This window comes from Marinobacter orientalis, from assembly GCF_004792665.1.
Lineage (GTDB): Bacteria > Pseudomonadota > Gammaproteobacteria > Pseudomonadales > Oleiphilaceae > Marinobacter > Marinobacter orientalis.
Genome location: NZ_SRZX01000001.1, coordinates 722,379 through 742,738 on the forward strand (window position 1 = coordinate 722,379; position 20,360 = coordinate 742,738).

The window sequence follows — 20,360 nt, forward strand, 5'->3', positions numbered from 1 at the left end:
GTAAATCCGGATTTTACGGAATTTCCGCCCAAACCTGTCGTGGAGTTTTCGATGAGCACTCGAACTGTATGGCCCACAACGGTGCTTTTGACATTGCTACTGCTGTTCTCCGGGGCCATTGCGGCAGAGCCCGAGGCCCGCACCTATCAGATGGACCAGCGCTCCGCCGGGGACGTTGCCGGGCAGATACGCGAACTCTACCCGGACGGGCAGGTGGCGATTACCGCCCGCGGACAACAAATGGTGGTCCGTGGCGAGCCATCAGTACTGGATGAAATCGGGATGCTGGTGGAAACCATGGACGTGGCGCCGGCGCAGATGCGCATCACGGTTCGCTCCCGCAACAATGTCGATAGCAAAAGTGGTGGCGCCGGTGTCTCTGTCGGCAATAATCAGATTGGTATAAACGCAGAGCGCAAGGTCACCACCACCCGGCGTAACCAGGAACGCACCCTGGTAGTTCAGGATGGCCAGTCTGCTCACATTACCTCCGGGCAGGTCCGTACTGTACCGGTTGCGATTCGCGGTGGCCGCAATCCGGCGGCTTTTCTGGACCAGGTGGAAACCCGCAGCGGGTTTCTGGTCAGTCCTCAGGTCATCTCTGACCAGGCCGTTGAACTGAACATCGTTTCCTTCGAAGAGGATCCTGAGGGAGACATGCCCGGCTATGAAACCGAAGCAGTAATGACAATCCGCCGGGTTGAGCCGGGTGAATGGGTGGAACTTGGCAGCACCCGTCAGCAACGTGCCGGTGAACAATCCGGAATTACCTACCAGACCAGTGGCGACACGCAGCGGAATCAGGCGTTCGAAGTAAAAGTGGAGGTGCTCTGAGGTTGATCAGGCCTGGTGTTTGAGCAACACGGACTTGGCCTCATTGATTTTCGCCGCCAGATAATCATTACCACCGCGGTCAGGATGCAGCTTCTGTATCAGCCGCCGATGGGCCTGAATGACCTCTTCACGCGTGCTTTGCGGAGCAACTCCGAGAATCTCGCACGCCTCTCTGGGCGACATCCCGTCAGAGCTGGCCGGCACCTGATTGCTCCCGCCACGGGCCGCTTCTTCGTCTTTATCGCCTTCGCCCTGGCTCTGGCCCTGACCAAAAACCCGACTGATCATGGGCGCAAATTTGAGTAGCGCAGGCAGCTTCCTCAACAGGGGCAAGAGTGCAGCAACGGCGGCGGTCAGCACATGAACACGGCCGGTCAGTACCATGAATACAAGCAGGGTACCGCCCCCGACCAGAATGACCTTCCAGGTCGCCGCTTTCTTTCTTTCGGGGGTTAACGCCCCCCACTGTTTCAGTATAATAAAAGCGGCCGCCGCAAGGGCAAGACCAAGAATCCAGTGCATTCGCTAATCCTTATCGGCATCCTGGTCGTATTGCAGGGCCTGAGCCCCGAGGACCGAAACAGTAATTGTACGCATATTTACTGACAAATCGGTGACAGTACCCGTCTGCATTGTATAGGATGCTATTCTTTACAATTTGTCCAGTTGACGCAATAACACCATCTCGCCGGGCGTCCCCGTCATCAAGGCAGATGACCCGAGCCTACGGAACTGACACGATCACCTGCAACAGACATACGACCCAGGACCTGAACTATGCGCACGGCCTCCCGCTTCCTGATTGTAATCATCTTTCTCGGTGTCGTACTTGGCGGCATTTTCGGTTACAAATTCTACCAGTTCGGCCAGATGGAAGAGCAGTCTTCCAAACCGCAACCGCCCGCAAAAATTTCTGCGACCGTTGCGCACACCGAAAGCTGGACGCCTGAGCTCAAGGCTGTTGGCAGCGTTGAATCCATAAACGGCATCGAAGTTGCCAACGAGGTGCCCGGTGTTGTTGAAACCATCAGCTTTGAGTCAGGTGATGAAGTACAAAAGGGGGACGTTCTGATCCGGCTTGACGCTGCCATTGATGAAGCTGCCTTGCGCACGCGCCGGGCAGAGGCGCAACTGGCCGAGCAGGAATTCAAAAGGGTCTCTGATCTGCTGCCCAAGCGCGCTGTCTCCCAATCCCAGTATGATGAAGTCAAGGCCAACTTCGATGCCGCCCGCGCCCGCGTCAATGAAGCCGAAGCCCAGTTGAGCAAGAAGGTTATCCGTGCGCCGTTTGACGGCAAACTGGGTCTGCGCCTGATTGACCAGGGTGAATATATCGGCACTGGCACGTCCATTGTCGAAATCAATATGCTTAACCCGATCTACGTGGATTACACCCTCTCGGAAAAAGACCTGTCGAAGGTTGACCGTAACTATGACGTGGTGGCAACGGTTGCCGCCGTTCCCGAGCGCACCTTCGAAGGCAAGGTAAGCGCCATCAACACCTCCGTCAATCCTCAGACCCGCACTGTGCGCATTCGCGCCACGCTGGAAAACGAGGACAACCTGCTGCGCCCCGGCATGTTTGCCACGATCTCCACCCGGCAACCGGAGGATCGTGAGGTTGTTACCGTGCCCCGTACCGCTATTTCCTACAATACATACGGCGATTTTGTCTTCGTTGTGGCAGAAAATGACGATGGTGAACTGATCGTTAACCGGCGTACTGTGCAGACGGGCAATAGCCGTGATGGCCGCGTTGCCGTAACCGACGGCTTGGAAGACGGTGAACAGGTTGTGTCCAAGGGCCTGTTGAGACTGCGCGCGGAACAGCGGGTCGAGGTTCAGGACGATAGCGACAAGCCGGCGGAGGCGTCCGAGTAATGCGTTTCACCGATATATTCGTTCAGCGACCGGTCCTCGCCACCGTCGTCAGCCTGCTGATACTGCTGCTGGGCGCCCGGGCGGCCCTGGAGATGGAGATACGCCAGTATCCGGAGCTGGAAAGTACGACGGTGACCGTCACTACCGCCTACCCCGGCGCAAGTTCCGATCTGGTCAAAGGGTTTATCACCACGCCACTACAACAGGCGATCGCCGAGGCCAGTGGCATTGATTATCTGACGTCCACCAGCTCCCAGGGCCAGTCCACCATCGCCGCCAAGATGGAACTGAACTACGACGCCAACGCCGCACTCGCAGAGATTCAGGCCAAGGTAGCGAGCCAGCGCAACGTGCTGCCCCAGGCTGCGCAGGATCCTGTCATCACCTCGACCACCGGCGATTCCACGGCGCTGATGTACATCGCTTTCTACAGTGACGAACTCGCAGTACCCCAGATAACCGACTATCTGACCCGGGTGGTACAGCCGAAACTGCAGGCGTTGGCCGGTGTGGGTAAAGCCGAGCTGCTGGGACGCAACTTTGCCCTGCGGGTGTGGCTCAACCCGGAACGTCTTGCCGCCGTGGATATGACACCACAGGAGGTGGTGAACGTACTATTGAGGAACAACTACCAGGCGGCTGTCGGCAATACCAAGGGCAAGTACACCGAAATCAGCATGACCAGCAACACCGATGTGGGTGATCCGGACCAGTTCAAGGACCTGGTGGTCAAGGAATCCGACGGGACGCTGATCCGCCTGCGGGACATTGCCCGGGTTGAGCTGGGGTCCGAAACCTATGATCAGCTTGCCCTGTACAAGGGCAAGCCAGCCACCTACGTGGCTATCGAACTGTCTCCCGGCGCCAACCCCCTTACCGTAGCCACGAAAGTGAAAGACGAGTTGCCTGCAATTGAAAGCCAGTTGCCCTCAGGTCTCAACGTGCGACTCGCCTATGATGCCTCGGACTTTATCGATAATTCCATCAAGGAAGTCATCAAGACACTGCTCGAAGCGCTGGTTATTGTTCTGGTAGTGGTGTTCCTGTGTCTTGGCTCCATTCGCGCCGCTGTAGTGCCGTCCGTCGCCGTCCCGCTGTCGCTGATCGGCGGCGCGTTCCTGATGCTGTTGATGGGTTTTTCCCTGAACCTGCTGACGCTTTTGTCAATGGTTCTTGCGATCGGCCTGGTGGTGGACGACGCCATTATCATGGTGGAGAACGTTCACCGCCATATCGAGTCCGGCGAATCCCGTTTTGACGCGGCCATTAACGGCGCCCGGGAAATGGCCACCCCCATTATCGCCATGACCACCACTCTGGTGGCGGTTTATGCGCCCATCGGTTTCATGGGCGGACTGGTGGGTTCGCTGTTTACTGAATTTGCCTTCACCCTGGCGGGGACTGTTGTCATTTCCGGCATCGTCGCGTTGACGCTGTCCCCTATGCTGGCCGGCAAGGTCCTCAAGCCCCATGGCAACCCGGGCCGCTTCGAACAGCTGGTTGAGCGCAGCTTCGGTGGGCTTGCCAACAGCTACAAAAGTGCTCTCAGCTCGCTGATGGACACTAAATCGGTGGTGGTCTTTTTTGCCATTGTGGTGCTTGGTTCCATCTATTTCATGGTCAACATGAGCCAGAGCGAGCTGGCACCGACTGAAGATCAGGGTATCCTTTTTTACCAGGGAAGCGGTCCCCAGACATCGACCCTCGATTACCTACAGGAACACGGCGATGAAATTCAGCAGCGGATGTCAACAGTGCCCGGTTACAACGAGGATTTCATGATCCTTGGTATTACCGGCCCCAACGCCGTCTTCGGCGGTTTCAAGATGAAGCCCTGGGGCGATCGCGATATCAGCCAGTTTGAAGCCCAGCCTTTGCTGGACAAAGAGTTGAAAAACGTCACCGGCCTGCAGACTGCCGTATTCCCTCGACCTTCACTGCCGGGCTCCGGCGGCGGCCTGCCGTTCCAGTTCGTGATCACCACCGGTGACAGCTACGAGCAGCTGAATGAGGTTGCCAACGAACTTCAGGGCAAGGCCATGCAGAGTGGTAATTTCATGTTCCTGCAGAAGTCCATCGATTTTGACCGACCGGTTAACCAGATCAAGGTGGACCGGGACAGGGTCGCCGACCTCGGTCTGTCGATGCAGGACATCGGCCAGACCATGTCCAGCATGCTGGGGGGCGGTTACATCAACCGCTTCAACATGGAGGGCCGGTCCTACCAGGTGATCCCCCAGGTGGCTCAGCAGTTCCGCATGGATAAAGAGGCGCTGAACGACTACTACATCCGCGCAGACAACGGCGAACTGGTACCGCTTTCCAGTGTGATCAGTTTCGACAAGACCGTTGAGCCATCCCAGCGAACCCAGTTCAACCAGTTGAATTCGCTGACCCTCGAAGGTGTGGTTGCACCGGGAGTCACCGTCGGCGATGCCATGGCCTTCATGGAAACTGCCGCTGACGAGAGCTTCCCCCAGGGCTTCTCTTTCGACTACACGGGTGAGTCCCGGCAATTTGCCAATCAGGGCAGCGCGTTGATGGTGACCTTCTTCCTGTCACTGCTGGTGATTTACCTGGTGCTGGCGGCCCAGTTTGAAAGCTGGCGGGATCCGTTCATTATCCTGGTATCCGTACCCATGTCGGTTGCCGGCGCCATGGCGTTTATCGTGCTTGGATTCGCTACCATGAATATCTACACACAGGTAGGGCTGATCACACTGATAGGGGTGGTGTCGAAAAACGGCATACTGATTGTGGAATTTGCCAACCAGCTTCAGGTCGACCGTGGATTGAGCAAACGGGATGCGGTGATCGAGGCTGCGGCCATCCGCCTGCGTCCGATCATCATGACCTCCCTGGCGCTGATTTTTGCCATGGTGCCACTCCTGATCGCCGTTGGTCCGGGCGCCGAAAGCCGCTTTGCCATTGGCCTGACAATCAGTGCCGGCCTTGGCATCGGCACTTTGTTCACCATCTTTGTACTGCCGGCGTTCTACATCCTGCTGGGCCGTGACCATCACGGCTCTGCCGCCGACCAGTATTCGGACAATTCCGGTGAAGACGGCGATGGCAGGCCGGCGACGGCCCACTGAACAGAGCCCGGCCGTGTTGAACTGCGCCGGGCTTTTTCAGTTCTGCAATTCAGTAAAGGTGAAAGACGGTCCCGACGGTTCTTTTTCAACGGTCTGCAGGTTGCGCCGCCATTGTACGGTTTCACTGGGCAATTCCCCGAAGTGCTCCCGGTACAGGGCGGCAAACCGGCCAAGATGGGAAAAGCCCTCGTCGGCTGCGTACCACGAGATGTGCGGCACCGTGCACTGACAATCCACCAGGCGATACCTCACTCTCACCAGCCGGTTACGCTGGTATAGCCGGTAGGGTGTGATGCTTGCTTCCCGCTTCATCAGGTAGTACAGGTTGCGCTCACTGACACCGGCATGACTGGCCAATTCCCTGAGGTTGAAATCCCAGTCCGGTTCCCGCCTGATCTTTTCAACCGCACGAAGTAACCGACGGTCAAGCCCGGAACAGTCACACACAGGTATTGATTCTTCCTGTGCAACCCGGCTGAGCTGGCAAAAAAGCTCGCTGGTCATCAGCCTGGCGTGATTGTCGTCCCGGAAAAACGGCGAACGGTGCAGGTAACAGTCAATCAGTTGCTGACAGGCAGACAGTTGCCAGCCGCCATTAACGGTGGCCAGATTGTCCAGACTGCCTGCCTTCGGCCGCAGGATCATCACCCGGCCGGATTCCGGCACCCGCATATGAAAGCGATCTTCGGGATGGGCAAATGTCAACTGTGCCAACGGCTGCCAGCGACCGTCTCTCAAAGCTATCTCGGGCTCGCCGGCCAGTGGTAGCAACAGAACCGGGTCGACCCCACGGCAACCGGTAATATCCATGCCCTGGCAGGCATAAATACAGAGGATGCAGCCCTGGCCGGTCTCCAGAGCCGACAGAGCACCAGCAGGACCACTCCCGCGATGCAAGCGGCACGCCATGTCCTCACAACCGGAGATTTCCCGGATGGCCACAAGCCACTCTCCGAGTGATGCCCGATTGAGTCGCAGATAGGCATCAAGTTCCAGTGTTGGTACTGTATTTGGCATAGGATCCGGGGGGAAGGTGATTGTGCCCTTGTTTTAGGTCAATTCGGACACAGCACCTAGCCAGATGTTGCAAAACCCCATGAAACCCGCTTTGGAGCTATCCATTTATTGACTGGCATCAATAAATGCTCCGTTTAATGCCAGCCACGGTCGGGGTCTGGCCAGAAAAAACCCCTGGCCCCGGTGACACTTCAGTTCACGCAGCTTCGTGTACTGGCCGCTGTTCTCTATACCCTCGGCTACAACTTCCAGATCAAGCGCCTCGGCAATGCCCAGAATCGCCGAGACAATTCTCGAATCCGGAGACTTTCCTCCCAGGCGCCGAATAAACTGCCGGTCAATCTTGAGAACCTGTACGGGTAATGTATGCAGATAAGCAAGCGACGAATAGCCCTTCCCGAAATCATCAATAGCGATAATCACGCCCTTCTCGCCCAATCTTCGCAGGCGATTGAGGCACCGCGTGGACAGGTTCATCAGGTGGGTTTCGGTAATCTCGATTTCAGACCGCCAGCCCAGACTGCGAATGCGATCAAATAGCGGATCGAGCAGGCTGTCAAGACGGTTATCGGTAATCTGACGGGCCGAAATATTGATCGCCAGGCAAAGCCCTTCGGGCAGACTCCCCGGGGCCTCCGGTAAATCCGCGAGAATACACCGCACGAGATGCTCAGTCAGTTCATGTATATGTCCCCGTTGCTCGGCGATGGGAACAAAATCACCAGGTGAAACCGCGCCAAATTCCGGATGATTCCAGCGTATCAGCACCTCCAGCCCGGCAATCTTCCCTGTTTCCAGTCGATATTGGGGCTGATAGACAACGCTGAACTCTTCCGGAGTCGTTTTCAGAGATGCAATTAACGCTTCAGAAAGACGCTGTTCATACCGGCCCTGCTCCGTATCCACGGCACTGTAAACCCGATAACAGGCCCGACCGGCCAGTTTCGCGGTATACATGGCACGATCCGCATTCTGCAGCAGACTGCTAGCGGTTTTACCATGCTCAGGGTAAACGGCAACGCCGACGGAGGCCGAGATGAAAAACTCCCGATGATCGACCACTACCGGGGCCTGGAAGCTTTGGGTCATGCGCTGGCATACACGCGCCAGATCGTCATCCGATTGCAGCTCGATGATGGCTGCGAATTCGTCGCCGGAAAGCCGGGCCACTACGTCACCCCGCCTGAGCACACGCTGGATAGACAGCGCTGCCTGTTGCAAAACCCGGTCACCGCAGTCGTGACCATGCAGATCATTGACTGACTTGAAAAAATCAAGATCCACATAGAGCACTGCAAAACGGCAGTTTTCCCACTCCCGCCGGGACACCCGCGCCTTGAGGAATTCCTAGAACAGCGAGCGGTTTGGCAGTTCGGTCAGTGGATCGTAGTAAGCCAGAGATGCCAGGCGCTCGTCGCCGGCGGTAATGTCGCCAACGTCCATGAAAACGCCAGCATAGAAGCGTCGGTCATCATGCTCCACTGGATAGATCGTCAACCATTGGGGATAGGTCTCACCGTTCTTGCGCCGGTTCCAGATCAGCCCCTCCCAACGCCCCTGATGGTCAATGCTGTCCCACATGGCCTGGTAAAACTCGGACGAATGCATTCCCGAGCTGAGCAGCGAGGGCGCCTCCCCGAGAACTTCGTCTGCCTGATATCCGGTTACCGCGCGAAACATCCGGTTAACGTAGGCAATTCTCGGCTCTGTTGTCGACAGCATGATCGCTCTGGGGTGATTATCCACCAATGCTTTGAAATCTTTTTGTTGTAATAGCTGCATGCACTGCTCGCTCCGTTCCAGCATTCCCAGAATGTGGTCAGACCAGTTCCAGTCATCAGCATAAGGGTTATAAATCGCGAACCTAGCCATATATTGCAAAAACGCCATTGTTAAGACGAAAGCACAAGAAGTCAGGCAGCGATTCCCCGTGCCGGCGCAATAAGGTAGGCTGGCTGTCCACCCTGTCTCTTGAAACTGGAAGATCGCCGTTACTGTGACTCTTGGAAACCTGTTCTGGTTGTTTGTTGCCGGCTTCGCTGTCTGGTACTGGTGGCGAGCCAAGGCCATCAAGGACTACGTGCTGCAGGCAGCCAGAAGCTACTGCAAAAGGATGGACGTGATGCTGCTGGACGAGGCTGTGTATCTCCGGGGCCTCTGGTTCAAGCGGGACAGCAACGGCCGTATCCGTGTGTGGCGACGGTTCCTTTTTGACTTCACGTCAACCGGTGAAGAACGCTATAACGGCCGCATTATCATGCTCGGCCAGCGTATTATTCATATGGAACTGGAGCCCCACCGCTTCGGGCCGGATCTTTAGTCCGACAGCCAAATATCAGTTGCCTGAAGTTTCTGTAGGTTTCCACGTTTGATCCGGGTCACGCTTCCATCAACCCTGCGGAAATCACCTATCAGTCGGAGCGTACAGATTCTCCCAGGGTTTTCTATACTTCGCCCTATTACCCAATCAGACAACAGACCGGAACCATGGATATCCAGACAGACCATCGCTATGCCATCAATCTTAACGTGCGGGGCATACAGCCCTCAGCCACCCTGCGTATCAACGAGCTAAGTAACCAGCTCCGTTCGGAGGGTCGGGATATCGTCAAACTGGGGCTTGGACAGTCACCATTTCCGGTGCCGGAACGGGTCGTTGCGGCTCTGCGGGAGCATGCCCATGAGAAAGACTACCTGCCGGTGAAGGGACTGAAGGCCCTGCGGGAGGCGATCGCCGGTTACATTAACCGTCGTGAGCGCATGCATTGCAACTGGGAAGATGTGCTCATCGGCCCGGGCTCCAAGGAACTGCTGTTCATGCTGCAGCTGGCCTATTACGGCGACCTTCTTATTCCGCGGCCGAGCTGGGTTTCCTACGCTCCCCAGGCCCGCATCATCGGCCGTTCGGTTCACTGGTTGCCCACCCATGCCGAGAACAACTGGCAACTGACAGCGGAAGAGCTGGATATCATCTGCCGTGATGACCCGTCCCGCCCGCGCATACTGATCCTGAACTATCCGTCCAACCCCACTGGCTGCACCTATACCGATGATCAGCTACTGGCCATTGCCAACGTGGCCCGGAAATACAAGCTGATCCTGCTATCAGACGAAATCTATGGCGAGGTCAACTTCGAGGGCAAGCACAAATCGATTGCCCGCTACTATCCCGAGGGCACCATCATCAGCACCGGGCTGAGTAAATGGGCTGGTGCCGGTGGCTGGCGCCTGGGTACCTTTATCTTCCCGCCGGAGCTGCGGCCGCTGCAGAACGCCATGGCGATCATCGCCAGCGAAACCTACACTGCCACCAGCGCACCCATCCAGCACGCCGCAATTGCTGCATTTACCGGTGGCGCTGACCTCGACGAATACCTCAAGCAGTCACGGCGGATACTGAAGGTAGTGGGTGAGTACCTGCACCGCCGGCTGAGCGCGATGGGGGCCGTAGTACAGAAGCCCGAGGGCGCGTTCTATCTGTTCCCGGATTTTTCGGCTTTCCGCGAAGCCCTGGCACGACGCGACATCAAGACCAGCCAGGCATTATGCCAGTCGCTGTTGGCGGATACCGGTGTCGCCATTCTGCCAGCCAGTGATTTCGGCTTTGTTCCGGACCATCTTGCTGCCCGCCTGGCGTTCGTGGACTTCGACGGGGCCGAGGCGCTGCAACTGGCCGGCAATGATTACGCCGCGCAGGAACTGGACGATGACTTCGTCAATCACGCCTGTCCGCGCCTGGTGAAAGCCATGGACAGGATGGAGCAGTGGCTCGCCGCCCTGTAACCGGATCATGTTAGACTGGCGTTCTCATTTATTGATCGGAGGGCGCCATTTTGTCTGACCCGGAAGCCATTGCCACCATTGCGGATTTTGCCGAAGAGCTGGCCCTGAGGGCCGGCAGACTGGTCAAGCGGGAACGTGACGAAAACACTTTGCGCACCGACTACAAGCAACAGACAGAACTGGTCACCCACGCCGATGTGATGGCGGACAAAATGATTACCGGTGCCATTCACGAGCGCTTTCCGGACCACCGTATCCTCTCCGAAGAAACCATGCCGGACCTGAGCCAGGCCGAAGAGCTGGACACTCCCCTGTGGATTGTCGACCCCATCGACGGCACCGTGAATTACGCCTACGGCCATCCCCAGGTGGCCGTTTCCATCGCATACGCGGAGAAAGGGCGTGTTCAGGCAGGTGTAGTGCATGCCCCTTTTGCCGGTGAAACCTTCCGCGCCATTCGCGGCAGTGGTTCCACACTGAATGGCAACCCCATACACCACAGCGCCGCCACCGTGCCCAGGGATTCCCTCTTCGCCACCGGCTTCCCCTACACCAAGGACAGTCTGGAACCCCTGATGCATCGCCTCGACGCCATGATTCACCAGTGCCGGGACCTGCGCCGTATAGGCTCAGCGGCACTGGACATCTGCTGGGTGGCCTGCGGCAGGCTGGACATCTACTACGAAAATGTGAGCCCCTGGGATTTTGCCGCTGCAAGGCTGATCGCCCTGGAAGCAGGCGCAACAGCAGGACATTTCGGTGAGGTACCGGAAGGTTACCCGGCCGACCTTTGGGGAAGGGACATCCTGATTTCGGCACCAGCGGTCTGGGAGCCGGTTCGGAAGATTCTGCGCAAGGCATCAGGCTACGAATGAGTGAACGTAGGTCGGATTAGCGCAGCGTAATCCGACAAACCAATCTGAACAATGGCACAAAGTTGTCGGATTACGGCTTCGCCTAACCCGACCTACGGTCAGGCGGTGTTGCTCCAGACGGTCTCGGCCACCAGCCCCCAGGCTTCGTCAAAATCACTGGAAGGCAAGCGGGTAAACGAAGACCGGATAAACCGCTGCACCCTGCCCTCAACAAATACCAGTACAAAATCCGCGCCCCGGGCAGAACTGGTTCTGGGCCGCAAACCCTGTCGAATCTCACCTTCCTTGAGCGTCTGGCGCACCTGGGTTTCCAGGCGCTCGAAAAACTGCGAGGCGCGTTTGCGCAGGGTATCATTCTCGCCCATCAGCGCATCTCCGGTCAGAACCGTACACAGCCCCGGGTTACGTTCGGCAAACACCAGCACCAGATGGACCAGTTGCTGCAGGCGGACGCGTGCGTCTTCCTGTTCCTGCAAAATCACCTGGCAACGGGAAAACACGGCTTCCTCGGCAAATTCGATCAGGGCCTCAAACATTTTCCGTTTGCTGGGGAAGTGGCGGTACAACGCCGCCTCGGTAACACCCACCGACCTGGCCAGACCAGCAGTCGTTATCCGGGCTCCGGGATCTTTCTCCAGGAGTTCCACAAGGGCATGAAGAATCGCTTCACGGCGACTTGGTTTTTGTTCTGTCATAACAGGACTGCAGCGCTCTGTTTAACTTGAGAGTACGGATAGAGGCGGGCACGCCCATTCGGGACCGTAAAAAACAGGGATGTTTTTTACGAGCCTACAGGGACGTATTCACGGCGTGTCCCGAATGGGCGTGTCCGCCTCTATCCGTATCGATTGTCGGGATTGTGCCCCAGATCAGAAAAACGTGCCATCAATGGGGGAGGAGGCACTTGCGTATAGCTTCTTCGGCATACGGCCGGCCAGATAGGCGTCGCGGCCGGACTCTATCGCCAGGCGCATGGCTTTGGCCATGCGGATGGGATCCTGCGCCAGGGCAATGGCGGTGTTCATCAGTACGCCGTCGCAGCCCAGCTCCATGGCCAGCGTTGCATCTGACGCGGTGCCTACACCCGCATCCACCAATACCGGCACATTCGCATTCTCGGCGATCAGGCGGATGTTGTAACGGTTCTGGATACCCAGGCCGGAGCCGATCGGTGCGCCCAGGGGCATGATGGCGATGCACCCCATCTCTTCCAGACGCTTGGCCAGTAACGGATCGTCGGAGCAGTACACCATGACCCGGAAACCGTCCCGGATCAGCTCTTCCGCAGCCACCAGGGTCTCGGTCATGTTCGGGTAAAGCGTCTTTTCTTCGCCCAGCACCTCCAGCTTGACCAGGTCGTGGCCATCCAGCAGCTCACGGGCCAGCTTGCAGGTTCGTACAGCGTCCTTCGCGGTGTAGCAGCCCGCAGTGTTCGGCAGCATGGTGTAGCGGTCGGGTGAGACCACGTCCAGCAGGTTGGGCTCATCCGGGTTCTGGCCAAGATTGGTGCGGCGAACGGCGAAGGTGACAATCTCAGCGCCACTGGCTTCGATGGCGTGGCCGGTTTCCGTCATGTCACGATACTTGCCGGTGCCAACCAGCAGGCGCGAGTTGTATACCCGGCCGGCAATTTCCAGCGGCCTGTCTTCGGGAAGCGGTCTTTGGGAACTCTCACTCATGCTGAACACCTGAACCTGTCATTGAAATCGGAATAAAAAAGCACAACCGGGAATTTGGAAGCCCTGTCCATGCCGGCCTCAGCCACCCCCGATGGCATGAACGACCTCTACCCTGTCGCCGTCGCTCAGGCTGAACTCCGTGTGCTGGCTACGGGGAACGATGTCTTCGTTCACTTCTACCGCCAGCCGCTTACCGGACAGCTCCAACTGATCGATCAGTACTGCCACGGTGGCGTCATCCGGAAGCTCCATGGGATTGCCATTTACCTGAATCTGCATAGTTTTACCTGCATAACCTCTTTTTCTAGCGCCTGAGCCCCGCGACGGCCACCAGTATCCAACCCACCATAAAGCTGACACCGCCAACCGGCGTCACCGGCCCGAGCCAGCGCATATCAGTAAGCACCAGAAGGTACAGGCTGCCGCTGAATAACAGGATACCGGCGACAAAGAATCCGGCCGCAATGCCGAGTAGATGCCGTGACAGCCCTGCCACCGGGAGTATCGCAACCAGGATCAGTGCCAGTGAATGGTATATCTGATATGTGACGGCGGTCTGGAAAACTTCAAGACCCCGCTCGCCGATTACGCCACGCAGACTGTGCGCGCCGAACGCACCTGCCATGACGGCCAGCAGGGCAAGCAGAGCGCCGCAAACCAGTGCAAAGCGCAACAGACCTGCGTTGTTAGCAGTCACAATGGATCTTTTCACCCGTATCCAGGTTCATCAAGGTGAGAACACCGCCCCAGACACAGCCGGTGTCCAGCCCGATAAAGCGGTTACTTTCAGTCTGCCCCTCCAGGGCGGCCCAGTGGCCAAACACCACACGCACATCATCCGGGCGAGGGAAACGGAACCATGGCGCAAATCCTTCCGGAGCGGACCCGGCAGATTCCTTGGCGGCGAGTTCCAGGGTACCGTCTTCGGCAATAAATCGCATGCGGGTGAAATAATTGGTGATGACCCGCCAGCGATCCACGCCGGTGAGTTGTGGATCCCAGCGCTCAGGCCGGTTGCCATACATCTGTGCAAAGTAGGTTTTCGCCTCAGGCCCGCGAATGACCTCTTCGACTTCCTGCCCGTAACAGACTGCTTCACCCACTGACCATATATGGGGTATTCCGGCGTGGACCATCACGAAGTTGCGGTCGGCATCGTGGATACACAGGTTCTGCTGTCGCAGCCAGTGGAAAAGGTGCTCGTGGTCTGGCGCTTCAAGAATGTCCGCGAGAGTGTCTTTGTTCTTGAGGGCATGACCGCCCAGGGCAACAGCCAGCAGGTGCAAGTCGTGGTTGCCCAGCACCACCACTGCGGAGCTGCCCAGGCTTTCAATATAACGCAGGGTTTCCAGGGAAGAAGGGCCGCGGTTGATCAGGTCGCCCGCGACCCAGAGCCGGTCCCGCGAGGGCGAAAAATCGACCTTGGCAAGAACGTCCCGCAGACGCTCGTAGCAACCCTGGATGTCGCCAATGGCGTAGTCAGTCATGGCTTACCTCGTCGCCACTGTGGCTTTCGGATTTACTGTCCGCCAGCAGGTCGGCAATCGCAACATACTCCGCCAGGCCCAGGTTTTCAGGGCGCAGGCCATCATCGATACCGATGCTGTTGAGCTGTTCTACCGACACCATGCCGGCCAGGGCCTTGCGCAGTGTTTTGCGGCGGGCACTGAAGGCAGTACGCACTACCGCCTGCAACAGTTTGTAGTCCTTTGCCGGGTGCGGCAATGTCTTGTGGGGCACCAGGCGGACAATGGCGGAATCCACTTTCGGCGCCGGCCGGAAAGCTCCCGGCCCCACTTCAAACAGTGGCTGCACGCGGCAGAAGTACTGGGCCATGATGCCCAGCCGGCCGTAATTGTTGTCGCCGGGGACCGCAGCCAGCCGCTGAACCACTTCTTTCTGCAACATGAAGTGCATGTCCTGAACCACACCCGAGTGCCCCAACAGGTGAAAGATCAATGGCGTGGAAATATTGTACGGCAGGTTGCCGATGATTCTCAGGGGCCTGTCATCCACCAGTTGGCCGAAATCGAACTTGAGGGCATCGGCCTGGTGGATCCGTAAATTGGGGTAATTGAAGAATTTCGTTCTCAGCACCGGAATCAGATCCCGGTCCAGCTCGACCACCTGGAGGTCGGGATTGACGGCAAGCATTTCTTCAGTGAGGGCGCCGAGGCCGGGGCCGATTTCCACCAGAGCATCGTCCGGCTTGGGGTTGATGGCGCGGATGATCCGCTCGATCACACCCGGATCCTGGAGGAAATTCTGGCCAAAGCGTTTTCTGGCCTGATGGCCGTGTTTTTTGCTCACTCGAAGGTTTCTCTTTTTGCGGAGGTTGCCATTTGTTCACCCACTCTGATCGCGGTTTTCAGGCTGCCGGCATCGGCTTTTCCGGTACCGGCCAGGTCGAGAGCGGTGCCGTGGTCGACGGAAGTGCGCACGACAGGCAGGCCCAGGGTGATGTTGACTGCGCGGCCAAAGCCCTGGAATTTGAGAACCGGCAGACCCTGGTCGTGGTACATCGCCAGCACTGCGTCAGCCCTGTCCAGCCAGTAAGGTGTGAACAGGGTGTCGGCGGGCAATGGCCCTGTCAGGGCTATTCCTTGTTGGCGGAGTCCGTCCAGGGTGGGCTCTATGACGTCAATTTCTTCCCGGCCCAGGTGGCCGCCCTCACCAGCATGGGGATTGAGGCCGGCGACCAGGATTCTGGGGTGCTCGAGGCCGAAGAACTTGCGCAGGTCAGCGTCGAGGATGCGTATAACCTGGGTCAGACGTTCCGGCGTAATGGCAGCGGCGACGTCTTTCAGGGGCAGGTGCGTGGTGACCAGCGCTACCCGCAGTTCGTCAGTGGCCAGCATCATCACGACCCGCTCAACGCCACAGAGTTCCTGCAGGAATTCTGTGTGGCCGCTGAAGGCGATGCCGGCATCGTTGATCACACCCTTGTGCACAGGGGCCGTCACCATGCCGTCGAAAAGTCCGTCAAGGCAGCCCCGGGCGGCGGTCCGCAGAGTTTCCAGTACGTAGGCACTGTTGCCCGGATCGAGCTTGCCGGCGTCAGTCGAGGCCAATCCCTCGACATGCATGACAGACAGCCGGCCCGCCGCTGTGGCTGCCCGGCCGCCGGGGTTCCAGTCCTGCAGTTCCAGATCCAGCCCGAGCAGCCGCGCCCGGTCTTGCAGCAGGTGTTTGCAGGCGACTACCACAATCCCCGGCGAGCGCTCTTCCAGTGCCATCTGCAGGCAGAGTTCCGGGCCGATGCCGGCCGGCTCGCCAGCTGTCAGTGCAAGGATGACCTGTCGGCTCATGATTCGCTGGTGTCTCCGGAATCGTCGTTCTTGAATTCAATAAAGGCTTCGTCACGGATTTCCCGCAGCCAGTTCTGCAGTTCGGTATCAAACTTGCGGCGGTAAATCGCCTGACGGGCCTCGGATTCCCTGAGATCACCGCTGATATCCTGCTGACGGCGGTCCTGAACTTCCAGAATATGCCAGCCGAACTGTGACCTGAACGGCCCCTTGAGTTCACCGACATCGGCCTGCATCATCGCCTGCTCGAATTCCGGCACCATCTGGCCCGGACTGACCCAACCGAGGTTGCCGCCGTCGGAACCGGATACCGGGTCGTCGGAATATTCCCGCGCCAGTGCGCCAAAATCCGCTCCGTTCTGGAGTTGTTGATAGATATCCCGGATAGCTTCTTCCGCCTGGCTTTCAGACACTGTTTCCGACGTACGCACAAGGATATGGCGGACTTTTGACTGTTCAATGACCTGGGCCTTCTCACCACCACGGCGGTCCATGACCATAACCAGATGGAAACCGCTGCTATTCTGCAGAACCGGTGACACCGTTCCCGGTTCCAGATCCGGCACCACATCGGCAATCAGTGACGGCAGCCGGTTCTCCGCACGCCAGCCCATATCGCCACCCTCAAGGGCATTGCTGGCATCGGACTCAGCCACGGCAACTTCGCGGAAATCGCGGCCATCCCGGATTTCTTTGCGCAGTCGCTCGATCTTGTTCCGGGCCTCGGCGACCTCCTCTTCATCATTGAAGTCGTCCACTTCCACGAGGATGTGAGCGAGTTCATACTCGGCATTGCTGCGGCCGTCACCGGCAGTGGCTTCCAGATAATTCTCCACTTCCCGATCGGTTACCCGAACACGATTACCGACCTGACGCTGCTGCACCCTGCTGGTGATCATCTCATTGCGGATCTGTTCACGGGCTTCGCGGTAGGTAACCCCTTCCTGAGCCAGCTGCTGCTCAAACTGTTCCAGCGTCATGTTATTGCGCCGGGCAATGGAGGCCATGGTTTCGTTGAGCTCGTTATCGCTGATGCGCATACCGGCCCTCTCGGCCATCTGCAGCTGTATCGATTCGGTAATCAACTGCTCCAGCACCCGTTCTTCAAGGACATCCTGCGGCGGCAGGCCGGTTCCCTGGGCCCTCAATCGACCAACAATGGTATTGATCCGGGCTTCCAGTTCGGACTGCAGAACGACATCGTCATTGACCACCGCAACCACCTGATCAAGCAGTTTGCGTTCGGCCTGCACGGTTGCCGATAAGGTCACAGCCATCAGTACCAGTAGTATTCGTGCGCAATGGCGAAGGTTCGCCTTCATAGTCACCTCTATATGGAAAAATACTGCCTTTCGCCGGGCAGCCGGTACCCGGATCTGTCATTGCTCAGCGACCGCCAAACCGGCGTCGTTCTCTCTCATCAAAACCGATGATGGCATCGGATATCTCGTCGGACGAACCGCCGCTGCCACCCAGGCCTTTGAGCTGTACTTGGAACAGAATGCGGCTTTCAAGTTCCTGGTCGTCTGTAAAGTAGTTCTGATGCACCAGCTGGACGCTCCAGCAGCAATTATTGTATTCCAGCCCCGCCAGCGAGCCGACTGTACGCTCAAGTTGCGAATCGTAAACCCAGCGGCCGATCAGACTAACACGGTCTGAGACCGGAAAAACGGCTCCGATATCCGACTGCTCGAATTCATTTCGCCGATAGGTGTGGCCCACACTGGCCAGATAACGGTAGTCGCTGGAGTGAAAAACCAGCTGGCTGCGACCTTCTTCTGTTTTACGTGTGTCCGGCTCCCAAAGCCCGGAGGTATGGATTTCCAGCCCATCGACGGGTCGCAGAATCATCTCACCCGCCAGTGGCGAATCGCTGGTATCAGAAGCTCCCCGCCCCGCCAGGGTCACCTCGCGATCGTCGTAGTAATACACCTGCCCCAGGCTGAATCGGGCCCGTTCGGCACCTGTGAGGAGATCATTGAAGCGGCTGGTCAGTGCAACTGTGAGCTGGTTGGTATCGCCAACCCTGTCACCACCGCTGAAACGGTTGGGCTGGAACAGCCGGTCAAAACTGAATGAGCGGATGGTGGTATCAAAATCCGGGATAGATTCCTGGTCTGCGTCCGCGTCCACCCAGGCGTAATAGAGCCGTGGTTCCAGGGTCTGGTTGTAGGGAATGTCAAAGAGACTGGACTGACGGTCAAAGTAAAGCCCGGAGTCCCATTCCGCCACCGGCACGGTACGGTCGATCCCCGGATCCCGCAGGTCGTAATCTTCCAGTTCGTAATGGGTGTAATCCACGCTGACCGATGGCCGCGCGTACCCCCAGAGCGCCCGCATTGGCAGCGCCACCTCCGGTATTATCCTGAGGCGCTGGCCATTGGCACGATCCAGGCCGGTCAGGTTGGCATTGTCCCGGTAGAAATTGGTGTACTGACTTTCCAGTGACAGTTCTGTGGGTCCCGCATCTACAGTGGCACCGTATATAACTTCCGGCAATTGCGAATAGGGAACATTTTCATCGGCAATGAAGTCACTGATGGTCTGGTAACCGCTAAGGTAGGTTTCGAAATACTGTGATGAATCCCGGTAACGCACGCCGCCACGCCGCTGCAGATGGGTCGCGCGGCTGATATCGAGAGTGCGGTTCAGATCACTCAGATAATCATCATCACTGACTGCCGAATAGTCACCGTAGCCACTCCAGCCCCCGCCAAAAGCCGCCCGGGTACTGAAATCCAGACCCCAGCGCTCGCCATCTTCACCGGCAAACTCCTGCGCAAACTCGCTGTCATTACCGGCGTATCCTACCTGCAGCACCGATTCCCCAAGACTGCTCAGATAACGCCCTTCGGCCTCGGTAAACAGCCCGCGTCCATGGATATACTGGGGCGTCAGGGTCGCATCGTAATGGGGTGCCAGGTTCAGATAGTAAGGCACGGAAAGGAAGGCGCCGCTGCCGGTATTGGAGGAACCGAAAGACGGGTAAAGGAAACCGGTCTTGCGGCGCTCATCAATGGGAAAACTGGCGTAAGGCCAGTAAAACACCGGAATATCGCTGATCTCCAGACGTACATGCCGGGCAGTACCAACGCCCTCGCCCTGATCCAGATGAATGTCCGAGGCCACGATCGCCCAGTCGTTGCTATGGGGGGCGCAGGTGGTCAGCGAGCCCTGGCGTATCTGCACCTGGTCTTCGGCCGTACGGGACAACTGCGCGGCAGAGCCCCGCATTTCCGGGCCATGCAACAGGAAAGTCGCGGTATTGATATCTACCAGGCCGCTGTTCACGTCGTAATCCGCCCGCTCGCCGGTCAGCAGGAATCCTTCACCACGACTGGTCAGCGGGCCCTCGATAGCAACCGATCCCGTCGCCTGATTGTAACGCGCCTCGGAACCGGTCACCCGGAAGCCCGCCTGTTGCAGGCGGACATCGCCACGCAGATAAAGCTCGCGGTCAATCTCGTACCGGGCACTGAGGCCACTGGCCTGCAAGGGTGCCTGCCCGCCGCCATCCGCGACCTCTCCATTGATACCCGCCGGCACAACGGAGGGCAGATAGCCGCCCTCGCAAAAATCCGGCAGAGCGCGACGGGAATCCTCCGGCAGTTCCGACCTGGGCCGCCAGTCAGTCTCTGCCGCAGAGGGGGTCTCCTGAGCCGCCGCCGGCACCACCGCCAACACAGCACAACCTGCCACGAGCGCACTCCGGCACCGCGCGTAGCGCAGCAGCCGGTGCCTCGGTATTCGCAGCTTCCTTGGAAGGGCTGGCACGATGGGATGGTTCCTGTCCTGGATGGATTTGCCATTGTCGGAGGCAGTTCAACAGCGGCCTAGTTTACACGCCGCCCTTTGGCTTGTTAACGGAAACCGGTCGATGCTGCAAAA

Annotated in this window: 19 protein-coding genes and 1 pseudogene; 6 read left to right on the forward strand and 14 right to left on the reverse strand. The window is 58.0% G+C overall.

Translation table 11 applies throughout. The features are described from left to right. Positions 1-51: 51 nt before the first annotated feature. The gene (locus tag DIT72_RS03455; RefSeq protein WP_135953790.1) at positions 52-834 is read left to right on the forward strand and encodes a secretin N-terminal domain-containing protein; all 783 of its coding nucleotides are present in this window, start codon (positions 52-54) and stop codon (positions 832-834) included. A gap of 6 nt (positions 835-840) precedes the next feature. Here DIT72_RS03455 and DIT72_RS03460 read toward each other — a convergent pair whose 3' ends face one another. Beyond that, positions 841-1,356, reverse strand: coding sequence for a DnaJ domain-containing protein (locus DIT72_RS03460; RefSeq protein WP_135953791.1), 516 nt, complete (start codon positions 1,354-1,356; stop codon positions 841-843). Positions 1,357-1,611: 255 nt separating this feature from the next. Here DIT72_RS03460 and DIT72_RS03465 point away from each other — a divergent pair, with 255 nt between their 5' ends. Then, positions 1,612-2,715, forward strand: a complete 1,104-nt coding sequence (locus DIT72_RS03465) for an efflux RND transporter periplasmic adaptor subunit (RefSeq protein ID WP_135953792.1) — start codon at positions 1,612-1,614, stop codon at positions 2,713-2,715. Then, positions 2,715-5,810, forward strand: coding sequence for an efflux RND transporter permease subunit (locus tag DIT72_RS03470; RefSeq protein WP_135953793.1), 3,096 nt, complete (start codon positions 2,715-2,717; stop codon positions 5,808-5,810). Before DIT72_RS03465 ends, DIT72_RS03470 begins: the two co-directional genes overlap by 1 nt. A 36-nt stretch (positions 5,811-5,846) precedes the next feature. Here DIT72_RS03470 and DIT72_RS03475 read toward each other — a convergent pair whose 3' ends face one another. The 4 genes and pseudogenes from DIT72_RS03475 to DIT72_RS18405 form a co-directional block, all read right to left on the reverse strand. Continuing rightward, complete coding sequence (locus tag DIT72_RS03475; protein ID WP_135953794.1) at positions 5,847-6,827, reverse strand: AraC family transcriptional regulator; 981 nt, start codon at positions 6,825-6,827, stop codon at positions 5,847-5,849. A 105-nt stretch (positions 6,828-6,932) separates the two neighbouring features. Further along, positions 6,933-7,733 carry an EAL domain-containing protein gene (locus DIT72_RS03480; RefSeq protein ID WP_323053137.1) on the reverse strand — a complete coding sequence of 267 codons (801 nt, stop codon included), beginning with the start codon at positions 7,731-7,733 and terminating at the stop codon, positions 6,933-6,935. Positions 7,734-7,754: 21 nt separating this feature from the next. After that, positions 7,755-8,159: pseudogene (locus tag DIT72_RS18495) on the reverse strand (GGDEF domain-containing protein); the annotation flags it as partial. A gap of 15 nt (positions 8,160-8,174) precedes the next feature. Continuing rightward, positions 8,175-8,609 (reverse strand): PAS domain-containing protein, encoded by a 435-nt coding sequence (locus DIT72_RS18405; protein WP_228260718.1) that lies wholly within the window; start codon positions 8,607-8,609, stop codon positions 8,175-8,177. A gap of 214 nt (positions 8,610-8,823) precedes the next feature. Between DIT72_RS18405 and DIT72_RS03485 the strand changes: the two genes are divergently transcribed. From DIT72_RS03485 to DIT72_RS03495, 3 genes are all read left to right on the forward strand, one after another. After that, positions 8,824-9,147, forward strand: a complete 324-nt coding sequence (locus DIT72_RS03485) for a DUF3301 domain-containing protein (protein ID WP_135953795.1) — start codon at positions 8,824-8,826, stop codon at positions 9,145-9,147. A 167-nt stretch (positions 9,148-9,314) separates the two neighbouring features. Continuing rightward, on the forward strand, positions 9,315-10,610 hold the full coding sequence (locus DIT72_RS03490) for a pyridoxal phosphate-dependent aminotransferase (protein ID WP_135953796.1): 1,296 nt from the start codon (positions 9,315-9,317) through the stop codon (positions 10,608-10,610). A gap of 50 nt (positions 10,611-10,660) precedes the next feature. Then, a complete protein-coding gene (locus tag DIT72_RS03495) occupies positions 10,661-11,485 on the forward strand; it encodes an inositol monophosphatase family protein (RefSeq protein ID WP_135953797.1) in 825 nt (274 codons plus the stop codon). A gap of 98 nt (positions 11,486-11,583) precedes the next feature. On the opposite strand, the gene slmA is transcribed toward DIT72_RS03495, so the two are convergent. The 9 genes from slmA to DIT72_RS03540 all read right to left on the reverse strand — a co-directional run bounded on the left by slmA (position 11,584) and on the right by DIT72_RS03540 (position 20,171). Continuing rightward, positions 11,584-12,180, reverse strand: coding sequence for a nucleoid occlusion factor SlmA (gene slmA, locus DIT72_RS03500; RefSeq protein WP_135953798.1), 597 nt, complete (start codon positions 12,178-12,180; stop codon positions 11,584-11,586). Between the two features lie 174 nt (positions 12,181-12,354). Then, on the reverse strand, positions 12,355-13,164 hold the full coding sequence (locus DIT72_RS03505) for a thiazole synthase (RefSeq protein WP_135953799.1): 810 nt from the start codon (positions 13,162-13,164) through the stop codon (positions 12,355-12,357). Positions 13,165-13,242: 78 nt separating this feature from the next. After that, positions 13,243-13,443 (reverse strand): sulfur carrier protein ThiS, encoded by a 201-nt coding sequence (gene thiS / locus DIT72_RS03510; protein ID WP_135953800.1) that lies wholly within the window; start codon positions 13,441-13,443, stop codon positions 13,243-13,245. Between the two features lie 25 nt (positions 13,444-13,468). Beyond that, entirely contained in the window at positions 13,469-13,861 is a 393-nt protein-coding gene (locus DIT72_RS03515) for a DUF423 domain-containing protein (RefSeq protein ID WP_407657955.1), read from the reverse strand. Further along, positions 13,851-14,651 (reverse strand): symmetrical bis(5'-nucleosyl)-tetraphosphatase, encoded by an 801-nt coding sequence (locus tag DIT72_RS03520; protein ID WP_135953801.1) that lies wholly within the window; start codon positions 14,649-14,651, stop codon positions 13,851-13,853. The genes DIT72_RS03515 and DIT72_RS03520 overlap by 11 nt, the downstream gene beginning before the upstream one ends. Continuing rightward, positions 14,644-15,474, reverse strand: a complete 831-nt coding sequence (rsmA, locus tag DIT72_RS03525; protein WP_135953802.1) for a 16S rRNA (adenine(1518)-N(6)/adenine(1519)-N(6))-dimethyltransferase RsmA — start codon at positions 15,472-15,474, stop codon at positions 14,644-14,646. The genes DIT72_RS03520 and rsmA overlap by 8 nt, the downstream gene beginning before the upstream one ends. Next, a complete protein-coding gene (gene pdxA, locus DIT72_RS03530; protein WP_135953803.1) occupies positions 15,471-16,472 on the reverse strand; it encodes a 4-hydroxythreonine-4-phosphate dehydrogenase PdxA in 1,002 nt (333 codons plus the stop codon). Before pdxA ends, rsmA begins: the two co-directional genes overlap by 4 nt. Beyond that, positions 16,469-17,794: a peptidylprolyl isomerase gene (locus tag DIT72_RS03535; protein WP_135953804.1), complete on the reverse strand. Its 1,326-nt coding sequence runs from the start codon at positions 17,792-17,794 to the stop codon at positions 16,469-16,471. Before DIT72_RS03535 ends, pdxA begins: the two co-directional genes overlap by 4 nt. Before the next feature lie 64 nt (positions 17,795-17,858). Further along, positions 17,859-20,171 (reverse strand): LPS-assembly protein LptD, encoded by a 2,313-nt coding sequence (locus DIT72_RS03540; RefSeq protein WP_228260719.1) that lies wholly within the window; start codon positions 20,169-20,171, stop codon positions 17,859-17,861. Positions 20,172-20,360: the final 189 nt, after the last annotated feature.